Source organism: Gorillibacterium sp. sgz306347 (assembly GCF_059735245.1).
Window position 1 is genome coordinate 23,066 of record NZ_JCAPET010000005.1, and the last position, 15,433, is coordinate 38,498.

Genomic DNA, 15,433 nt, shown 5'->3' on the forward strand with positions numbered 1-15,433 from the left:
TCCCGTTCTTTTTTGCGATCCCGTCGTCCCCGTCATACGGTCAGGTCCCGCAAAAGGTCCGGTACGGCCGGTCCGCCGCCGCCACCGCGCAGTATTCCTTCTGCTCGGGCGCATACGCATACGGGTCCTTGAGCGCGTTCAGTAGCCGCTCCATAACGCTGTAGTCGCCGCCCTTCTCGGCCGCTTCAAGGGCTTCCTCCACCCGCTGGTTGCGCGGGATGACCGACGGATTGCTGCGGCGCATCCGCTCGCGGGACTCCGCCTCCGGCTCGGGCTGGACGGCGCGGCGCGCTTCCCAGCGCTTCCGCCATTCGGCAAACTCCGGCGCCCGGAAAAGAGCGCCGCCTTCTTCCGTTTCCCCAAGCGTTAAAGCCCGGAAGGTGTTGGTGTAGTCGGCTTTATGCGTTTCCATCAGCTTCAGCAAATCCTTGAACAGGGCTTCATCTCCGGCTTCCTCCCGAAACAGGCCCAGCTTGCCTCTCATCCCGTCCCGCCAATGCTGCTCATAGCGCTCCGAATAAGCGGCGATCTCGTCCTCGGCCAAGCGGACCGCTTCATCTTCGTCATCGTGCAAAAGCGGCAGCAAGGCTTCGGCAAACCGGGCCAGGTTCCAGCCGCCGATCGTCGGCTGATTGCCATACGCGTAACGGCCTTCGCGGTCGATGGAGCTGAACACAGTCGCCATGCTGTACGTGTCCAGAAACGCGCAGGGGCCGTAGTCGATCGTTTCGCCGCTCAGGGCCATGTTGTCGGTGTTCATCACTCCGTGCACAAAGCCGACGAGCATCCACTTCGCAATCAGCGAAGCCTGGCGGGCCGCCACTTCCCGCAGCAAAAGCAGGTAGCGCTCTTTTTCGCCGGCTTCCGCCGCCTCCGGGAAGTGACGGCGCAGCGTATAATCGGCCAGCGTTCGCAGGTTATCCAGCTCGCGCGTCGAGGCGGCGTACTGAAACGTTCCGACACGCAGATGGCTGGCTGCAACGCGCGTCAGAACGGCCCCGGGCAGCAGCGTTTCGCGCCGGATCGTCTCGCCCGTCACGGCCACGGCCAGGCTTCGGGTCGTCGGGATGCCGAGCCCGTGCATCGCTTCGCTGATGATGTACTCGCGCAGCATCGGGCCAAGCGCCGCCCGGCCGTCTCCGCCCCGGGAGTAAGGCGTGCGGCCGGAGCCCTTCAGCTGAATGTCGAACCGTTCGCCGGAGGGCGTGATCTGCTCCCCGAGCAGTACCGCACGGCCGTCGCCAAGCATGGTAAAATAGCCGAACTGATGGCCGGCATAGGCTTGGGCGAGCGGGTCGGCGCCTGCGGGAGCCCGGTTGCCGGCGTATACGTCCGCGTCGTCCCCGCTGAAGCTGCCCGGCGTATCCACGCCGAGGGACTGGGCAAGCGGCTCGTTAAAAACGACGATTTTGGGCGCGGCCACCGGCACCGGGTTTTGCCGGGAGAATAACACGTCCGGCAGCCGGGAGTAGCTGTTGTCGAAATTCCAGCCGGTTTTTGCTGCTGTGGATGGATTGTTCATAAGACCTCCTTGGTTCCCAGCGCTTTTCGCGCGTTTCTCCGAAATGAATGCCGGCAGGCGGCAAATAAACCTGCGTTTTGGTTAGGGTTCTCTATTGCCTTCGCATTATTCCCGCCCGCTTTTGCGCCGCTGGAGCCGGAGGGCCAACGCAGCAAGGGGCCAAGTCCTGCGATAGGTCCGTGTCACCGGAAAAAGGCGGGTGACCAACCACGGCCGGGAAGTCCAAGCCTTCTTGGACCGGCGCGTGAGAAAGGGAGCGCATAGCTATGTATACCCTGTGACGAGGCAACAAAACCCGGGGAGAAATCTGTTTTTTCAAGGTGGCGGATCGGATCGGAAATGCGGGACCATTCGTTTCGTATGATTAGCCCGGGACCTTATCTTACGGTAAAAATCGTGGATAATACCTTTCGGACGGACGAAAAAGGCTTGTTTCAGCTGCCGCCGGATTTTGCGGCAGGGCGTTATTCCGTTTCGGTTCTCAACGAAAATTATCTGCTGCATCGTGAAGCTTTGGAGGTAAACGGAAGCGGTTTGAACATAGTGATCGATCCGAACAATAAAAAAACATCCCCTCCTTAAACGGTTAAAAGTGGAGTAACTATCCGAATCGCCGCATGTGCCCGGCAGGCAATTGCGCTAACGGTTGCCACAGAGGCTATTTGCCCCAAAAAGAGACAATTCAAATTGTAACGGTTGCCACAGCGCTTATTAACGGATTTTTACTTGGATTCAGACCGTTTTCCCCCAAATAAGCTCTGTGGCAACGTTAGCCACTCATGCTCTGGCGGGCACTACAGAAAATGAAATAAAGTTGCGTTATTTCAGGTGGATTTTTTGGCTATGCCGTGGTCCAATGTCCATCACGCGCCGGGAGTTTTGGTCATGGGGCGCCGGAAGGGGCCGGACAAATTCTAACGGTTGCCAGCGAGCTTATTTGGCTTAAAATGAAGCTTTTCAAAATCTAACGGTTGCCACGGCGCTTATTTGGCTCGGAGAGGGGGCGTTTTGGTCTTTTCGGGGCAAATAAGCGCTTCCACAACCGTTAGAAATGGAAACAGGGGTTTTTTGGGCGAATAAGCGCTGTGGCAACCGTTAGCCACCCCTGCTACTGTTGCCCACCCTGCCGGCGCTTCCGCTGTAGCCACTCTTCCACACTGCCGGCGCTTCCGCTGTAGCCACTCTTCCACACTGCCACCCCTTCCGCTCTTCTCCCACATCAAATTACTGTTGCTCCGGCACTACTGATAGTGATTCCAGCGGCAGACGTGACGGATGCGGTTAAATGGAAATTCTCCAGCCGCTGATCGTCCACGCACCGGATTCACTTTTCCGCAGGATGCTCATTTGATAAACTCTTAATTAAGAAACAGAAAAAGAAATTCCTTGGTTTTTCGGCTACATAAGTGACTTTTGCAGGAGGAGGAATGCAGGCGATGGCGGTTTCCGTTAAAAATTATGCCGTAGTCCAGCTGCCCGTCCGTGATGTGGAGTCGTCGCTCAGATGGTACCAGGACGTGCTGGGCCTCTCGTTAACGTTCGAATTTCAACCGGGCGATCCCGATGCCTGGCTGGATGTGAACGGAGTCGGGCTGGGGCTCATTCTCGCCCCCGAGGTTTCTCCGCTGGCCTTTACGGACAGCCAGGGACACGTCCAGCCCATCGTTTCCTTCGAAGTGGACCGCCTTCACGAGGTTTACGAGGAAATCAAAGGAAAAGGACTGGAGCCAAGCAACATACGGTACAAAAAAGAAGGCGGCTACAGCTTCACGCTGCAGGACCCCGACGGGCACCTCATCCACCTCTGGGGAGGCTGGCCTGCTGAAGAGGAGGGGCAAGCGAACGCCTGACCCAAACAACCGGCGAAGAATAAACGGCCAGTGGGACCGTCTTCGCGCATGCGCGTCAACGCCAGGCTGGCTTCGACGCGCATTGCGACTTTCTCGAACAAAAAAAGGACGATCTCTCCGCTACTGCGGGGAACTCGTCCTTTTCTTGTCCGGCTGCGTTATTTCCCGTCAAGCGCAACCTTCAGCCCGATGAAGCCGAGCAGGCTGCCCTGCACCAGATTGATCCGCCGCGAGAGCCGAGGGTTCTTTAACAGAAGCGTCCGGACCTTGGCGGAAAAGATGCTGATGGCAAAGAAAATGACAAGCGCCTGGACCAAAAACACAAGCCCGAGCAGCAGCATTTGCAGCGGCGCGTGACCGGCCGCCTGGTTGACGAACGGCGGCAGCAGCGCGAGGAAGAACAAGGAAACCTTGGGATTCAGCAGGTTCATCAGGATGCCTTTCCGGTACAGGGAGGCCCGGTTCAGCGGTTTCGCGCCGCTGCTGGCCGCTGTCAGGTCGGCGTCTTTGTCCCGAAAGGACTTGTAGGCAAGGTACAGCAAGTAGGCCGCTCCGGCATATTTGACGATGGTAAAGGCCGCTGCGGACTGATAAATCAGCGCCGAGACGCCCAGTGTGGCCGCTGAAATATGCACCAGAAGCCCGGTGCAGAGGCCGAGCGTGGTCGCGAAGCCGGCGCTTTTGCCCTGTGCGATGCTTTGGGCCAGCACAAAGAGGTTGTCGGGCCCCGGCATCAGCGTCAGCAGGACAGCCGTGCCCAGAAAGGCCAAAACGGTGGAACCATCCATTTACTCCACCCCGTTTCTATGTATTAAATGCATTTTACCATAGGTGCGCCCGGCCTCGTTCGTGCTCCATCAAAAAGAAAAGGAATCCCGCCGAAAATGTGGTAAACTGGTTGGCGAACTTATGTTCCCGGGGCAGGGGCTTTGGAGGGGATCGGTTGGACATCAACGAGTTTCAGCAATGGGTAGGAGAGTATTACCGGGCCAGGGGCTGGTCGGAGTTGAACGTGTTTATTCGCATCGGCTTCTTGGCAGAAGAGACAGGAGAGGTAGCACGGGCCATTCGCGCTTTGGAAATTGGCCGTGACCGTCCGGATGAGCTTCCGGAAACGGAGGAGGTCCGCAAAGAGCATTTAAAAGAAGAATTGGGAGACGTCCTTGGCAATCTTATCGTGATCGCGAATCACTACGGGATTCCGTTGGAAGATATTTTTCGGGCCCATCGGAGCAAGCTGACGGAGCGTTATCAACCTAAAGGAGTTTGACGAGATGAAGAAGGTTGCGGTGTTTTGCGGTTCCGGCGACGGAGCGAAGCCGATTTACAGGGAAAGCGCAAGGGCGATGGGCCACGCGCTCGCCGAAAAGGGCCTGACGCTTGTTTATGGAGGGGCGAGCGTTGGGTTGATGGGCGCGGTGGCGGACGCTGTTCTGGAGAAGGGCGGGACGGTCATCGGTGTACTGCCCCATTTCCTGCAAGTCCGGGAGATTGCGCACAAGCGGCTCACCGAGCTGATCGTGGTCGAGTCCATGCACGAACGAAAGCAGAAGATGGCCGAGCTGGCGGATGGCTTTATCGCACTGCCAGGCGGACCGGGTACGATGGAGGAGTATTTCGAAATCTTCACGTGGGCCCAATTGGGGCTGCACGAGAAGCCGTGCGGGCTCTTGAACGTGAACGGCTATTATGATCCGCTGCTCGGCATGTTCGCCCGCATGACGGAGGAGCGGTTCATGCAGGAGAAGTATCGCGCCATGGTGCTGGCGGACTCGGACCCGGCGGGCATCCTGCGGCAATTTGCCGGCTACCGCCCGCCTTCCGTGAAGACTTACTTGACCTCGGAGCAGACCTGACCCGGCGCAAAATGGGCCGCGCTCCTGACTGTAAAACCCCCGGTGCCAAAGGAGCCGGGGGTGTTTGACTTTCTTATTTTCAGTTATCCGACAAGTCATCCAGGCTGCGGACCAGCCACAGCGAAAGGCCGAAGACGAGATCGCTGCCCCCGAGATTTAAGGGGCCGCCGACTTCCTCGAAAAGTTAAGGGCTGAAAGCATAAAAGGGCATCGCCGCCATAGGTATAGCATAGATGACCGATTGGGGAGGGAAGTCTCTTGTCTACGGCCTTTGTTGCCCGTTCTTTGGATGAAATCCGGTTTTGGTCCCGGATCATGAAGGAGCATTCGCTTTTTCTGCGGCTTGGCTTTCGGTGCGAGGATACCCAATTAATTCAGGAGGCCAATCAGTTTTACGCCCTTTTTGAAGCAATCGAAAACCGGGCGAACGCGTTCAACGCGGGGGAGGACCCGCAAACCATCCAGCGGTTTAACGCCGAGGTGCACGGGGCGGTGACGCACATCTGGGCCTTCAAGCGGAAAGTGCTCGGCCTGATTCTGCACTGCCGGCTTCCGGGACAGAACAACTTTCCTTTGCTGGTGGATCACGTGAGCCGGGAGGCGTTTTACTTCCGCAACCGGCTGGAGGAGCTGAACGCCGGAAGGCTCGATCCGCTGCCGGACGCGATCATTAACGAAAACGTCTTCTTCCTTCGCATCATGGCGGATCACGCCAAGTTTATCGGGCATCTTCTGGACCCGTCGGAGCGGAAGCTCGTGGATCAGGCGCGGCAATTCAGCAATGATTTTGATCAGCTGTTGTTTCAAGCCCAGGATTTGGACTCGATGCGCCCGCAGTCGCAAACCGTTCCCCTGCTCGACCAGTTTTTGGACCAGAACCGGGTTTCGGTAGTGGCCCTGCGCGATTTTAAAAAGACGGCCCGCGAATTAATCGAAGCTTGCCGGATCAAAAGCATCATCCACCCGCTGTTGGCCGACCATGTATTCCGGGAAGCCGAGCGCTTCCTTCTGATCATCGACATGTTCGAGAATGCGTTAACGGGAAATGCGGGGAACAAAAGCCCGGGTTGAACAATGGGCACGGCTGGCATAACTTAATAAAAACCCCGGTCCCAAACTGGCCCCCTAGACTGAACACTTTAAAAGTGTTTAGGCTGTGAGGGCTTTTTTGTATACAGGAATATCCACATGAGGATAAAACTGGAGCAGGATATTGGAAGAGAAAAAAGATCGAATAGAACTTTTTCCGGTTTAAACTGTCTTTATAAATGTATTGAAAACTAAAGAGGGAGAAAAAAAATGAGGAAGCGTATGATTGTTCTTCTTACAGTTGGCCTTTTATTAGCTGGTTGCTCAAAAGAGGCTGCATCGACAGAACAAACTTCATTAGGAGAAGTTGCTCAATCGAATGATCCAGACTATATTCCATCCATAAGTCCCATTTTCACCGTGTTGCCCGAGCAACCAGAATTCACCGCTAACACTCCCTATGTTGATGAATCAAACTACAAAGGAAGAGAATTAGAGTTAGTGCAAGTGATCAATAAATTAACAAAAGCTATAAATGAAAAAAATGAAGAGGCTTATAAAGCATTGTTTGTCGATACAAATCGTACTGTTCCCATTTCCGAAATTCTTAAAGTAGAAGTAATGAACTTCGGTAATTTGGATAGCAAGGAGCCTGACCTATCGGTTGGTGAATGGAGAAAGGGCAATGACTATGCTGTTGCAATGATTTATAACTTTAAGTTTATTGATGGTCAGTGGAAGATATCGGTTGTTGATTAGCCAAGATCCCCCCAGCCTGTTGCGGTGCAGGGGGATCTTTTTTTGTATCTTCCTCGATCCCATCCAAAATCCCTTTAAGCGCATTTATGCTCAAATATGACTGATTGTAAGCAATAAAATAAAAGAAAGCGCTTTACAATATTAAAACGAGCAATTATAATCATGAATGAGCAAGAGGGGTTCCAATACAAGTGCTTGCCGTCATATTTAATCATAAATGAGCATGATAAAATGGAGGCATAGACAGGGGGGATTCATTCCATGCTATTTGAAGAGGAACGCAAGCAGGCGACCGCCGACTACGTCACGCGGCAGGGACGCGCTTCCGTTCAGGAGCTGGCGCATCAGTTTCAGGTATCGGAATCGACGGTCCGGCGGGATTTGCGGGAGCTGGAGCAGCAAAAGCTGCTGCGGCGCACGCACGGCGGCGCGGTGGCGCTCCGGCAGCAGGAGGAGGCGGAGCCGACCTTCCTGGAGAAGGAAGACCGGTTCCAGGCGCAGAAGCAGGCCATCGCCCGCGCGGCTTACGCCATGATCCAGCCGGGAGATACGCTTTTTCTCGACTCGGGGACGACCACCTTCGAGCTGGCCAAGCTTTTGAAGGGCTACCCAGGCAAGCTGCGGGTAGCGACCAACTCGGTCATGGCAGCCTACGAGCTGTCGGGCGAAAAGAACATCGAGCTGGTCCTGACGGGCGGCACGCTGCGTTCCGAAACCTTGGCTATGGTGGGGTCCCTCGCGGAGAAAGCCATCGGCGCGATCCGGGTGGAGAAGCTTTTTCTCGCCACCAACGGCTTTGAGGCCGAATCGGGACTGACCACGCCCAACCTGGTCGAAGCGGCGACCAAACAGAAAATGATTGAATCAGCCCGCCGGGTTATCCTGCTGGCGGACCACAGCAAATACGGCAATGTTTCCTTCTCCCGGTTCGGAGGGCTGGAGGACATTACAACCCTGATCACGGACTCGCGGCTTTCCTCCGCAGCTTTGGCGGAAATGGAAGCAATCGGCGTGGAAGTGGAACAGGCCGACTTAGGAGGTGGAGCGTCATGAGACCGGGAGCCCCGGTGATTACCGTCACGCTTAATCCGGCGGTGGACAAGACCGTTACCCTGAACAAATTCGAATACGGCGGGTTAAACCGCGTTCAAGATATGCGGCTGGATGCGGGTGGCAAAGGCATTAATGTAGCCAAAGTGCTCCAGGATTTCGGAGTGGAGGTTCAGGCGCACGGCCTCGCCGCCGGGCATCAGGGAGAGGTCATCCGTGAAAAGCTCCGACAGGCCGGCATCGCGGCCGCTCTGCTGGAATGCGCGGGAGAGACACGCGTGAACCTGAAAATCGTGGACGAATCGACCAACGAAACGACGGAGCTGAATGAACCCGGCTTCCGCGTGGATGCGGACACCCTGGACAGGTTTGAAAGCGAATTCAGCAAAGCGGCGGCAAACGCCTCGATCGTGGTGCTGGGAGGGAGCCTTCCCCCGGGCGCGCCGTCCGATTACTACAGGACGCTGATCGCAAGCGCAAAGCGACAGGGTGCGCTGCCGATACTGGATGCGGACGGCGAAGCGCTGGCGCAGGGCGTCGAAGCCGGGCCGTTTGCGATCAAGCCCAACATTCACGAGCTGGAACGGCTGACGGGCGAGAAGCTGGCGGACAAGGAAGCCATTATCCGCACCGCCCGGAGTCTCATTGCCCGCGGCATCGAATACGTGCTGGTTTCCATGGGGGCGGACGGCTCGCTCTTGGTAAGCAGGGAAGAGGCGATCAGCGCCCGGCCATTCCCGATCACGCCGCGGAGCACCGTGGGCGCGGGAGATTCGATGGTCGCCGCAATGGCCTACGGCTTCCTGAAGGAAATGAAAGCGGAGGAGATCGCCCGCTGGACCTCGGCGGCGGGGACGGTTACGGCCTCGAAGCCAGGCACGCAGGTATGCACGTTCCGGGAAGTCACCGAGTCGCTGCCATTAGTCCCGATCGCTCATGAAACCACAGCAAGAAGTTAACTCTAAGGGGGCTATCCACATGAAGAAAATACTCGCCGTGACCGCATGTCCCACCGGGGTTGCCCACACGTATATGGCGGCCGAATCGCTGCTCAAAACCGCAAAGGAAAAAGAGGTCTACATCAAGGTGGAAACCCGGGGCGCCGTCGGCGTCGAAAACGAGCTGACCGAACAGGAAATCGCCGAGGCCCACGCCATCATTGTCGCGGCGGACACCGACGTGCAGGAAGGCCGCTTTGCCGGCAAGCCCGTTGTGCGCGTTCCGGTCGCCCAGGCGATCAAAAATCCGGCAGGCTTGCTGGAGGAAGCGCTGAATAAAGAGCCGGCCGCCCCAACCGCGGATCTTGGCAAGCAGGTGGCGGATTTGAAGGCCGCGCGCAGCGCAACGCGTTCGGGGCCGTACAAGCACCTGATGACCGGCGTTTCGCATATGCTGCCGCTTGTGGTGGCGGGCGGTCTCCTGATTGCCCTGTCCTTTATCTTCGGCATCGAAGCGTTTAAAGAAGAAGGAACGCTGGCCGCGGCGCTGATGAACATCGGCAGCGGGGCCGCCTTCGCTCTTATGGTTCCGATTCTTTCCGGCTTTATCGCCTTTTCCATCGCCGAAAAACCGGGCCTCGCCCCGGGACTCATCGGCGGCATGCTGGCCTCCAGCACGGGCGCCGGGTTTATCGGCGGGATCATCTCCGGCTTCCTGGCCGGTTACGTTGCGCTTGCGCTCAAAAAGTACATCAAGCTGCCCCGCAACCTGGAGGGCTTGAAGCCGATTCTGCTCATCCCGCTCCTGGCCTCCGGCATTACCGGCCTTTTGATGATCTACGTCATCGGCGAACCGGTCAGCGCGCTGATGCAGGCTTTGACCGATTGGCTGAACGGCCTGGGCACGACGAACGCCGTGCTGCTCGGGCTGGTCCTCGGGGCGATGATGGCCTTCGACATGGGCGGGCCGCTCAATAAAGCCGCCTATACGTTTGCGGTCGGGCTTCTGGGAAGCGACATTTACGGCCCGATGGCTGCGGTTATGGCCGCCGGCATGACGCCTCCGCTCGGCTTGTGGCTCGCAACGCTTTTTGCCAAACACAAATTCACGCCGGAGGAACGAAACGCCGGCAAAGCGGCGTCGGTGCTGGGGCTCGCTTTTATTACCGAAGGCGCAATCCCGTTCGCGGCCGGCGACCCGCTCCGCGTTATCCCGTCCATCGCGGTCGGATCGGCCGTAACCGGCGCTCTGTCGATGGCGTTCGATGCGACGCTTCGCGCTCCGCACGGCGGCGTGTTTGTCCTTCTGATTCCGAACGCGGTCAGTCATGTTCTTCTGTATGCCCTGGCGATTCTGATCGGCACGCTGGTTACCGCTCTACTGCTCAGCATCGTCAAGAAGCCGGTCGAGCAGCGCCAAGCCTAAACGGCTCAGAACGGGCGTCGGGGAGAACGGAGAGGCCGTTTTCCCCGACATCCGTCTTATCATTTTCCAGGAGGGAGCTTGCACATGGACATCAACGCTCTGCTGAAGGAAGTTTCGATTTTTATCCCGCTGGAGGGAACCGATAAAACGGATATTATCACGCGCATGATCGACGGTCTTGCCGCCGCCGGGTCCGTGACGGACAAAGAAGAATACAAAAAGGCCGTGCTCGCCCGCGAAGCCACCGGGTCCACCGGCATCGGCTTCGGCGTCGCGATTCCCCACGGGAAATCCGCCGGGGTTTCCGAACCCGGCCTCGCTTTTGCCAAGCTAAGCGCCCCGGCCGACTGGGATTCCCTTGACGGCGAGCCGGTGAATGCGGTCTTTATGATCGCCGTGCCGCAAGCGGCCGAAGGCAACAGCCACCTGCAGATTCTGATCGCCTTGTCCCGCAAGCTGATCGACTCGGAATTCCGCGGCCGGCTGATGGCCGTCGAAAACCCGGAGCAGCTGAAGGCGCTGCTCGAAACGATTTAAGCCAAAGGAGGGCGAAACGTATGGCATCCCGACAAGTAACGATTCAAAACGCAGCCGGCTTCCACATCCGGCCGGCGCAGCTGTTCTCGGAGAAGGCGGCTCAATTCCAATCGAAAATCATCCTGAAGCCGGAAGGCACAACCACCGAAGCCGACGCAAAAAGCATTCTGAACCTGATGACCCTCGGGCTGGAAAAAGGGGCGGTGCTCACGATCGAGGCGGAAGGACCGGATGCAGAGGAAGCCGTCGTCCAGCTTGCCGAGCTGGTCGAAAGCGGCTTCGGCGAAGCGTAAGTGAAGCGGAGCTCCCGCGGCAAAAGGAGGTCACCAAGATGAGTTCCCAACTGAACGGAATCGGCGTGTCGGAAGGCGTGCGGATCGGAAAAGCGTTTGTCTACAAGCCGCTGAAGCTGACGGACGTCGAAGAGCGGAAGGCGGATAACCCCGCACAGGAGCTGAACCGGCTGGAAAATGCCAAAGCCGCCTGCGCGGAGGAGCTGGGCCGTCTGATCGAACGGGCGAAGCAGACGCTGGGCGAGGAAAAGGCGGCGATTCTGAAAGGACAGGTCAGCTTTTTGAACGACCCGGCTTTCTATCCGCCCATGCAAAAGCTGGTCCAGAACGAAGGATGGTCGGCGGAAACCGCGGTGCTTCGCACCGTCAACCAGGTCGCCGGGCTGTTCGAGGGCATGGCGAGCGAATACATGCGCGAACGGGCGGCGGATGTAAGGGACGTCGGCACCCGGCTGATCGTCCATCTGGTCGGGCACCGGGGCGCGCGGCTTTCCGACATTGACGAAGAAGTCATCCTGGTGGCCGACGATTTGACGCCATCCGATACGGTGCAGCTGAACAAGGTTCATGTGCTCGGGTTTGTGACCCGCATCGGCGGAAAAACGTCGCACACCGCCATTTTGGCGAATTCGCTCGGCATCGCGGCGGTGCTTGGGGTTGGAGCGGAGCTTGACCGGATCGCCCACGGAAGCACGCTGGTTGTCGACGGCTCCACGGGCGAATGCATCCTTGAGCCGGACGAAGCGGTCCTGGCCGAATACGTCGCCAAGCAGCAGGCGGAGCTGGCGGAGCGCGAGCGTCTGGCGGCGTTCGGAACGCGTCCGGCGGTGACGCGGGACGGCTTTGCCATTGAGGTGGCGGCCAACATCGGCACTCCGCAGGAAGCGGAGGGCTTGCCGGACAAGGGAGCGGAGGCCGTCGGGCTGTACCGGACGGAGTTTCTTTTCATGAGCGAAACGAAAATGCCCGGCGAAGACGTTCAGTACCAAGCGTACCGCCAGGCGGTGGAAGCCATGCAGGGGCGGCCCGTCGTCATCCGGACGCTGGACATCGGCGGCGACAAGGAGCTGCCTTACCTCGATCTGCCGCATGAAATGAACCCGTTTCTCGGCTATCGCGCCATCCGCCTGTGCCTGGACCGCAAGGAGCTTTTGCTCACTCAGCTTCGCGCGATCATCCGGGCGGGTGTTCACGGGCCGGTCAAGATTATGTTTCCGATGATCTCCGGTCTGGACGAATGGCGGGCGGCCAAGGCGCTTTACGAGGAAGCGCGGGCGCAGCTGCAGGCGGAGGGCGTTCCCGCCGGAGAAAAGATCGAGGTCGGCATCATGATCGAGATTCCGTCGGCCGCTTTGCTTGCGGACCGTTTTGCCCGGGAGGTCGACTTTTTCAGCATTGGCACCAACGACCTGGTGCAGTACACGGTCGCCGTGGACCGGATGAACGAGAAGGTGTCGTACCTGTACGATTATTTCCATCCCTCGGTCATCCGCCTGATCAAGGAAGTGATCGACGCGTCCGTCCGCCACGGCAAATGGACCGGCATGTGCGGCAGCATGGCGGGCGATCCGCTGGCAGCCCCGCTGCTGCTCGGACTCGGGCTGCACGAGTGGAGCATGTCGCCTTCGGCCATTCAGCGGGTGAAGGAAACGGTCGCCTCGCTGGAACGCTCGTCATGCGCGGAGCTGACGGAAACGCTGCTGAATCTGGATACGCCGGCGGAGGTTCGCGGCCGGTTGAAGGAATTTCTGCAAGCGGGCCGCAGCTGACACGCGGCAGGAAGCAAGCAGTCCGTCCCGGTGGACGGGCTGCTTTTACATACACTAATATGAATTTACAAAACGCTTAAAAAAGACAGGGCGCCGAAGAGAGGAAGTCCATGCTATCCTGAAGTCAGAAAACGCCGTCAGCCGGGGGACGACAGAAAACCGGAAATGTGGCGGAACGGGGGGAGCCATGCCCGAAAAAACGGAACGGATGGATGGCGGCGCGAGGCCGGTCCCGGGAAAGGGCGCCGCGCTGGCGGAAGTGCTCAAGGTTTCGCTGAAGCTGGGGCTTACTTCTTTTGGCGGCCCGATCGCCCATTTGGGCTACTTTCATAACGAGTACATTCAACGCCGAAAATGGATGGACGAGCGGGCTTATGCCGACCTGGTAGCGCTCTGCCAGTTTTTGCCCGGGCCCGCCAGCAGCCAGGTCGGCATCGGGATCGGCATGATCCGGGCGGGCGTGCTGGGCGGCCTGGTCGCATGGCTCGGATTCACGCTGCCCTCGGTGCTTGCTCTGACGGCCTTTGCTTTTTTGCTGCAAGGGTTCGATTTGGCAGGGGCGGGCTGGATTCACGGACTGAAGCTGGTGGCGGTGGCGATCGTCGCGCAGGCGGTTTACGGAATGGGCCGGAAGCTCGCGCCCGACCGGGGCCGCGCAACCATCGCCGTCCTTGCGGCTGCCGGGGCGCTTGTCTGGCCAACCGCCTATACGCAAGTCCTGCTTATTCTGGCGGCGGGCCTTTTGGGCTTTTGGCTTTACCGCCGAAAACCGGCGGAACAAGCGAGCGTTATGGCGGTGACCGTCGGCCGGACCTTTGCCGCGGGCTGCCTGCTGCTGTTCGCCGCCCTTCTGGTCCTGCTTCCGCTCCTGCGGCAGCCGGGAGAGACGGGCCTGCCGGCTATGTTCGACAGCTTCTACCGCTCCGGTTCGCTTGTATTCGGCGGTGGCCATGTTGTGCTTCCGCTGCTGGAACGGGAGGTGGTTCCCGCGGGCTGGGTCAGCCAGGCGGACTTTCTGGCGGGATACGGAGCCGCCCAAGCCGTTCCGGGACCGCTGTTTACCTTTGCGGCTTATCTGGGAGCTGTGGCGGACGGCCTTATGGGAGCGGTGGTCGCCACGCTGGGCATTTTTCTCCCCGCGTTTTTGCTGGTCGGGGGAGTGCTGCCGTTCTGGAACGGGTTGCGGGCAAACCCGCGCATTCAGGGGGCCCTCGCCGGAATCAACGCGGCGGTTGTGGGAATTTTGCTGGCGGCCCTTTACGATCCGCTGTGGACCTCAGCGGTTGGAGAGCCGGCGGATGTTGCCTTGACGCTGGGGCTGTTTGCGATGCTCGTTTTTTGGAAGCTGCCGCCTTGGGCTGTCGTGCTGGCGGGAGCGGCCGGGGGGATCGGGCTTGGCTTACTTTGATGGACAGGTGTCTTGGCTCCACAAGGAGGGAATTTGGAGGAGATGAACAAAACCGAGCGGATGCTGGCCATTGTGTTGGAGCTGCAAAACCGGAAGGTGTTGCGGGCGGAGGATTTGGCAGAGACCTTTGAAACAAGCGTGCGGACCATTTACCGGGACATCCGGGCGCTTAGCGAAGCAGGCGTTCCGGTAGCGGGGGCCCCCGGCGTGGGGTACAGCCTGATGGAGGGCTATTTTCTTCCCCCGGTCCGCTTCACCGCCGAAGAAGCCGTGGCTTTGCTGATCGGCACGGGGTTTGTCGAGCAGCGCTTTGATAGCCGGTACGGTGCGAATGCCCGGACCGCCCGAGGGAAAATCGAAGCGACTTTGCCGGAGGCCGTAAGCGGGGAAGCCTCCCGGATGCATAAGTCGATCCGCATGCTGGCCCCGGGGGAAGGGGAGGCCCGCGAACGGGAAAAGGAGCATCTCCCGGTTATCCGCTCCGCGATGGAAAAGGGCAGGAAGATCGGCTTTGGCTATGCCAAACGGCTGCCCGAAGCCGACGGAGCCCGTAAAACCTGGCGTGCTGCCGCCCCGTACGGCTTGGTACTTCTGCACGGTTCCTGGGTGCTGACCGCTTATTGCGACCTGCGGCGGGAAATCCGCCATTTCCGGTTGTCGCGAATGTCGAACCTGGAGGTGCTGGAAGAAGCGTATGCACTGCCCGCCGGCTTTGACCTGCACCAATATTCGCCGCCAGATGACCGTGATCAGCTGGTGCGGATTCGGTTCCATTCCGATGTCGCCGACCGGGTGAAGGAATCGGATAACTTTTATAGAGTGGCTGCCGAAGACCGGGCGGACGGCCTGTATATGAGCTTTCGGGTCCGGCAGCCGGAAGAATTGCTCCAGTGGGTGCTGGGCTGGGGCGCGGCTGCGGAGGTTTTGGAGCCGTCCGCCTTCCGGAGCCGGGTACGCGAAGAAGCTGAAAACATCCTGAAACGCTACTGACAGACT

The 15,433-nt window shown here is 58.8% G+C and carries 15 protein-coding genes; 13 read left to right on the plus strand and 2 right to left on the minus strand.

The features are described from left to right. Positions 1-40: 40 nt before the first annotated feature. Entirely contained in the window at positions 41-1,522 is a 1,482-nt protein-coding gene (locus tag AC6I6H_RS04435; protein ID WP_497951935.1) for a protein adenylyltransferase SelO, read from the minus strand. Positions 1,523-2,958: 1,436 nt separating this feature from the next. Between AC6I6H_RS04435 and AC6I6H_RS04440 the strand changes: the two genes are divergently transcribed. Further along, positions 2,959-3,372 (plus strand): VOC family protein, encoded by a 414-nt coding sequence (locus AC6I6H_RS04440; protein ID WP_497951940.1) that lies wholly within the window; start codon positions 2,959-2,961, stop codon positions 3,370-3,372. A gap of 158 nt (positions 3,373-3,530) precedes the next feature. On the opposite strand, the gene AC6I6H_RS04445 is transcribed toward AC6I6H_RS04440, so the two are convergent. Beyond that, positions 3,531-4,160 (minus strand): LysE family translocator, encoded by a 630-nt coding sequence (locus tag AC6I6H_RS04445; RefSeq protein WP_497951944.1) that lies wholly within the window; start codon positions 4,158-4,160, stop codon positions 3,531-3,533. A gap of 155 nt (positions 4,161-4,315) precedes the next feature. Between AC6I6H_RS04445 and AC6I6H_RS04450 the strand changes: the two genes are divergently transcribed. From AC6I6H_RS04450 to AC6I6H_RS04505, 12 genes are all read left to right on the plus strand, one after another. Further along, the gene (locus AC6I6H_RS04450) at positions 4,316-4,642 is read left to right on the plus strand and encodes a MazG nucleotide pyrophosphohydrolase domain-containing protein (protein WP_497951950.1); all 327 of its coding nucleotides are present in this window, start codon (positions 4,316-4,318) and stop codon (positions 4,640-4,642) included. 4 nt (positions 4,643-4,646) lie between these two features. Then, positions 4,647-5,228 (plus strand): LOG family protein, encoded by a 582-nt coding sequence (locus tag AC6I6H_RS04455; RefSeq protein ID WP_497951954.1) that lies wholly within the window; start codon positions 4,647-4,649, stop codon positions 5,226-5,228. A 258-nt stretch (positions 5,229-5,486) separates the two neighbouring features. Beyond that, positions 5,487-6,299: a DUF2935 domain-containing protein gene (locus tag AC6I6H_RS04460; protein ID WP_497951957.1), complete on the plus strand. Its 813-nt coding sequence runs from the start codon at positions 5,487-5,489 to the stop codon at positions 6,297-6,299. 228 nt (positions 6,300-6,527) lie between these two features. After that, entirely contained in the window at positions 6,528-7,016 is a 489-nt protein-coding gene (locus AC6I6H_RS04465) for a hypothetical protein (RefSeq protein ID WP_497951960.1), read from the plus strand. A gap of 261 nt (positions 7,017-7,277) precedes the next feature. After that, complete coding sequence (locus AC6I6H_RS04470; protein ID WP_497951964.1) at positions 7,278-8,069, plus strand: DeoR/GlpR family DNA-binding transcription regulator; 792 nt, start codon at positions 7,278-7,280, stop codon at positions 8,067-8,069. Then, positions 8,066-9,025 (plus strand): 1-phosphofructokinase, encoded by a 960-nt coding sequence (pfkB, locus tag AC6I6H_RS04475; protein ID WP_497951968.1) that lies wholly within the window; start codon positions 8,066-8,068, stop codon positions 9,023-9,025. Before AC6I6H_RS04470 ends, pfkB begins: the two co-directional genes overlap by 4 nt. Before the next feature lie 19 nt (positions 9,026-9,044). Beyond that, positions 9,045-10,430, plus strand: a complete 1,386-nt coding sequence (locus AC6I6H_RS04480) for a PTS fructose transporter subunit IIC (RefSeq protein WP_497951969.1) — start codon at positions 9,045-9,047, stop codon at positions 10,428-10,430. An 84-nt stretch (positions 10,431-10,514) separates the two neighbouring features. Next, on the plus strand, positions 10,515-10,967 hold the full coding sequence (locus tag AC6I6H_RS04485) for a PTS sugar transporter subunit IIA (RefSeq protein ID WP_497951970.1): 453 nt from the start codon (positions 10,515-10,517) through the stop codon (positions 10,965-10,967). A 20-nt stretch (positions 10,968-10,987) separates the two neighbouring features. After that, the gene (locus AC6I6H_RS04490) at positions 10,988-11,260 is read left to right on the plus strand and encodes an HPr family phosphocarrier protein (protein WP_497951974.1); all 273 of its coding nucleotides are present in this window, start codon (positions 10,988-10,990) and stop codon (positions 11,258-11,260) included. A 38-nt stretch (positions 11,261-11,298) separates the two neighbouring features. Next, positions 11,299-13,029 carry a phosphoenolpyruvate--protein phosphotransferase gene (gene ptsP, locus AC6I6H_RS04495; RefSeq protein ID WP_497951976.1) on the plus strand — a complete coding sequence of 577 codons (1,731 nt, stop codon included), beginning with the start codon at positions 11,299-11,301 and terminating at the stop codon, positions 13,027-13,029. A 187-nt stretch (positions 13,030-13,216) separates the two neighbouring features. Beyond that, the gene (chrA, locus tag AC6I6H_RS04500; RefSeq protein ID WP_497951979.1) at positions 13,217-14,437 is read left to right on the plus strand and encodes a chromate efflux transporter; all 1,221 of its coding nucleotides are present in this window, start codon (positions 13,217-13,219) and stop codon (positions 14,435-14,437) included. 42 nt (positions 14,438-14,479) lie between these two features. Then, positions 14,480-15,427: a helix-turn-helix transcriptional regulator gene (locus tag AC6I6H_RS04505; RefSeq protein WP_497951982.1), complete on the plus strand. Its 948-nt coding sequence runs from the start codon at positions 14,480-14,482 to the stop codon at positions 15,425-15,427. Positions 15,428-15,433 lie beyond the last annotated feature (6 nt).

What these genes read in the sequence shown, in the direction of transcription:
- AC6I6H_RS04435 (WP_497951935.1), bottom strand. Translation starts at nt 1,522, where the DNA reads ATGAACAATCCATCCACAGCAGCAAAAACCGGCTGGAATTTCGACAAC.
- AC6I6H_RS04480 (WP_497951969.1), top strand. Translation starts at nt 9,045, where the DNA reads ATGAAGAAAATACTCGCCGTGACCGCATGTCCCACCGGGGTTGCCCAC.
- AC6I6H_RS04465 (WP_497951960.1), top strand. Translation starts at nt 6,528, where the DNA reads ATGAGGAAGCGTATGATTGTTCTTCTTACAGTTGGCCTTTTATTAGCT.
- ptsP (WP_497951976.1), top strand. Translation starts at nt 11,299, where the DNA reads ATGAGTTCCCAACTGAACGGAATCGGCGTGTCGGAAGGCGTGCGGATC.
- AC6I6H_RS04505 (WP_497951982.1), top strand. Translation starts at nt 14,480, where the DNA reads ATGAACAAAACCGAGCGGATGCTGGCCATTGTGTTGGAGCTGCAAAAC.
- AC6I6H_RS04485 (WP_497951970.1), top strand. Translation starts at nt 10,515, where the DNA reads ATGGACATCAACGCTCTGCTGAAGGAAGTTTCGATTTTTATCCCGCTG.
- AC6I6H_RS04470 (WP_497951964.1), top strand. Translation starts at nt 7,278, where the DNA reads ATGCTATTTGAAGAGGAACGCAAGCAGGCGACCGCCGACTACGTCACG.
- chrA (WP_497951979.1), top strand. Translation starts at nt 13,217, where the DNA reads ATGCCCGAAAAAACGGAACGGATGGATGGCGGCGCGAGGCCGGTCCCG.
- AC6I6H_RS04440 (WP_497951940.1), top strand. Translation starts at nt 2,959, where the DNA reads ATGGCGGTTTCCGTTAAAAATTATGCCGTAGTCCAGCTGCCCGTCCGT.
- AC6I6H_RS04445 (WP_497951944.1), bottom strand. Translation starts at nt 4,160, where the DNA reads ATGGATGGTTCCACCGTTTTGGCCTTTCTGGGCACGGCTGTCCTGCTG.
- pfkB (WP_497951968.1), top strand. Translation starts at nt 8,066, where the DNA reads ATGAGACCGGGAGCCCCGGTGATTACCGTCACGCTTAATCCGGCGGTG.
- AC6I6H_RS04455 (WP_497951954.1), top strand. Translation starts at nt 4,647, where the DNA reads ATGAAGAAGGTTGCGGTGTTTTGCGGTTCCGGCGACGGAGCGAAGCCG.
- AC6I6H_RS04490 (WP_497951974.1), top strand. Translation starts at nt 10,988, where the DNA reads ATGGCATCCCGACAAGTAACGATTCAAAACGCAGCCGGCTTCCACATC.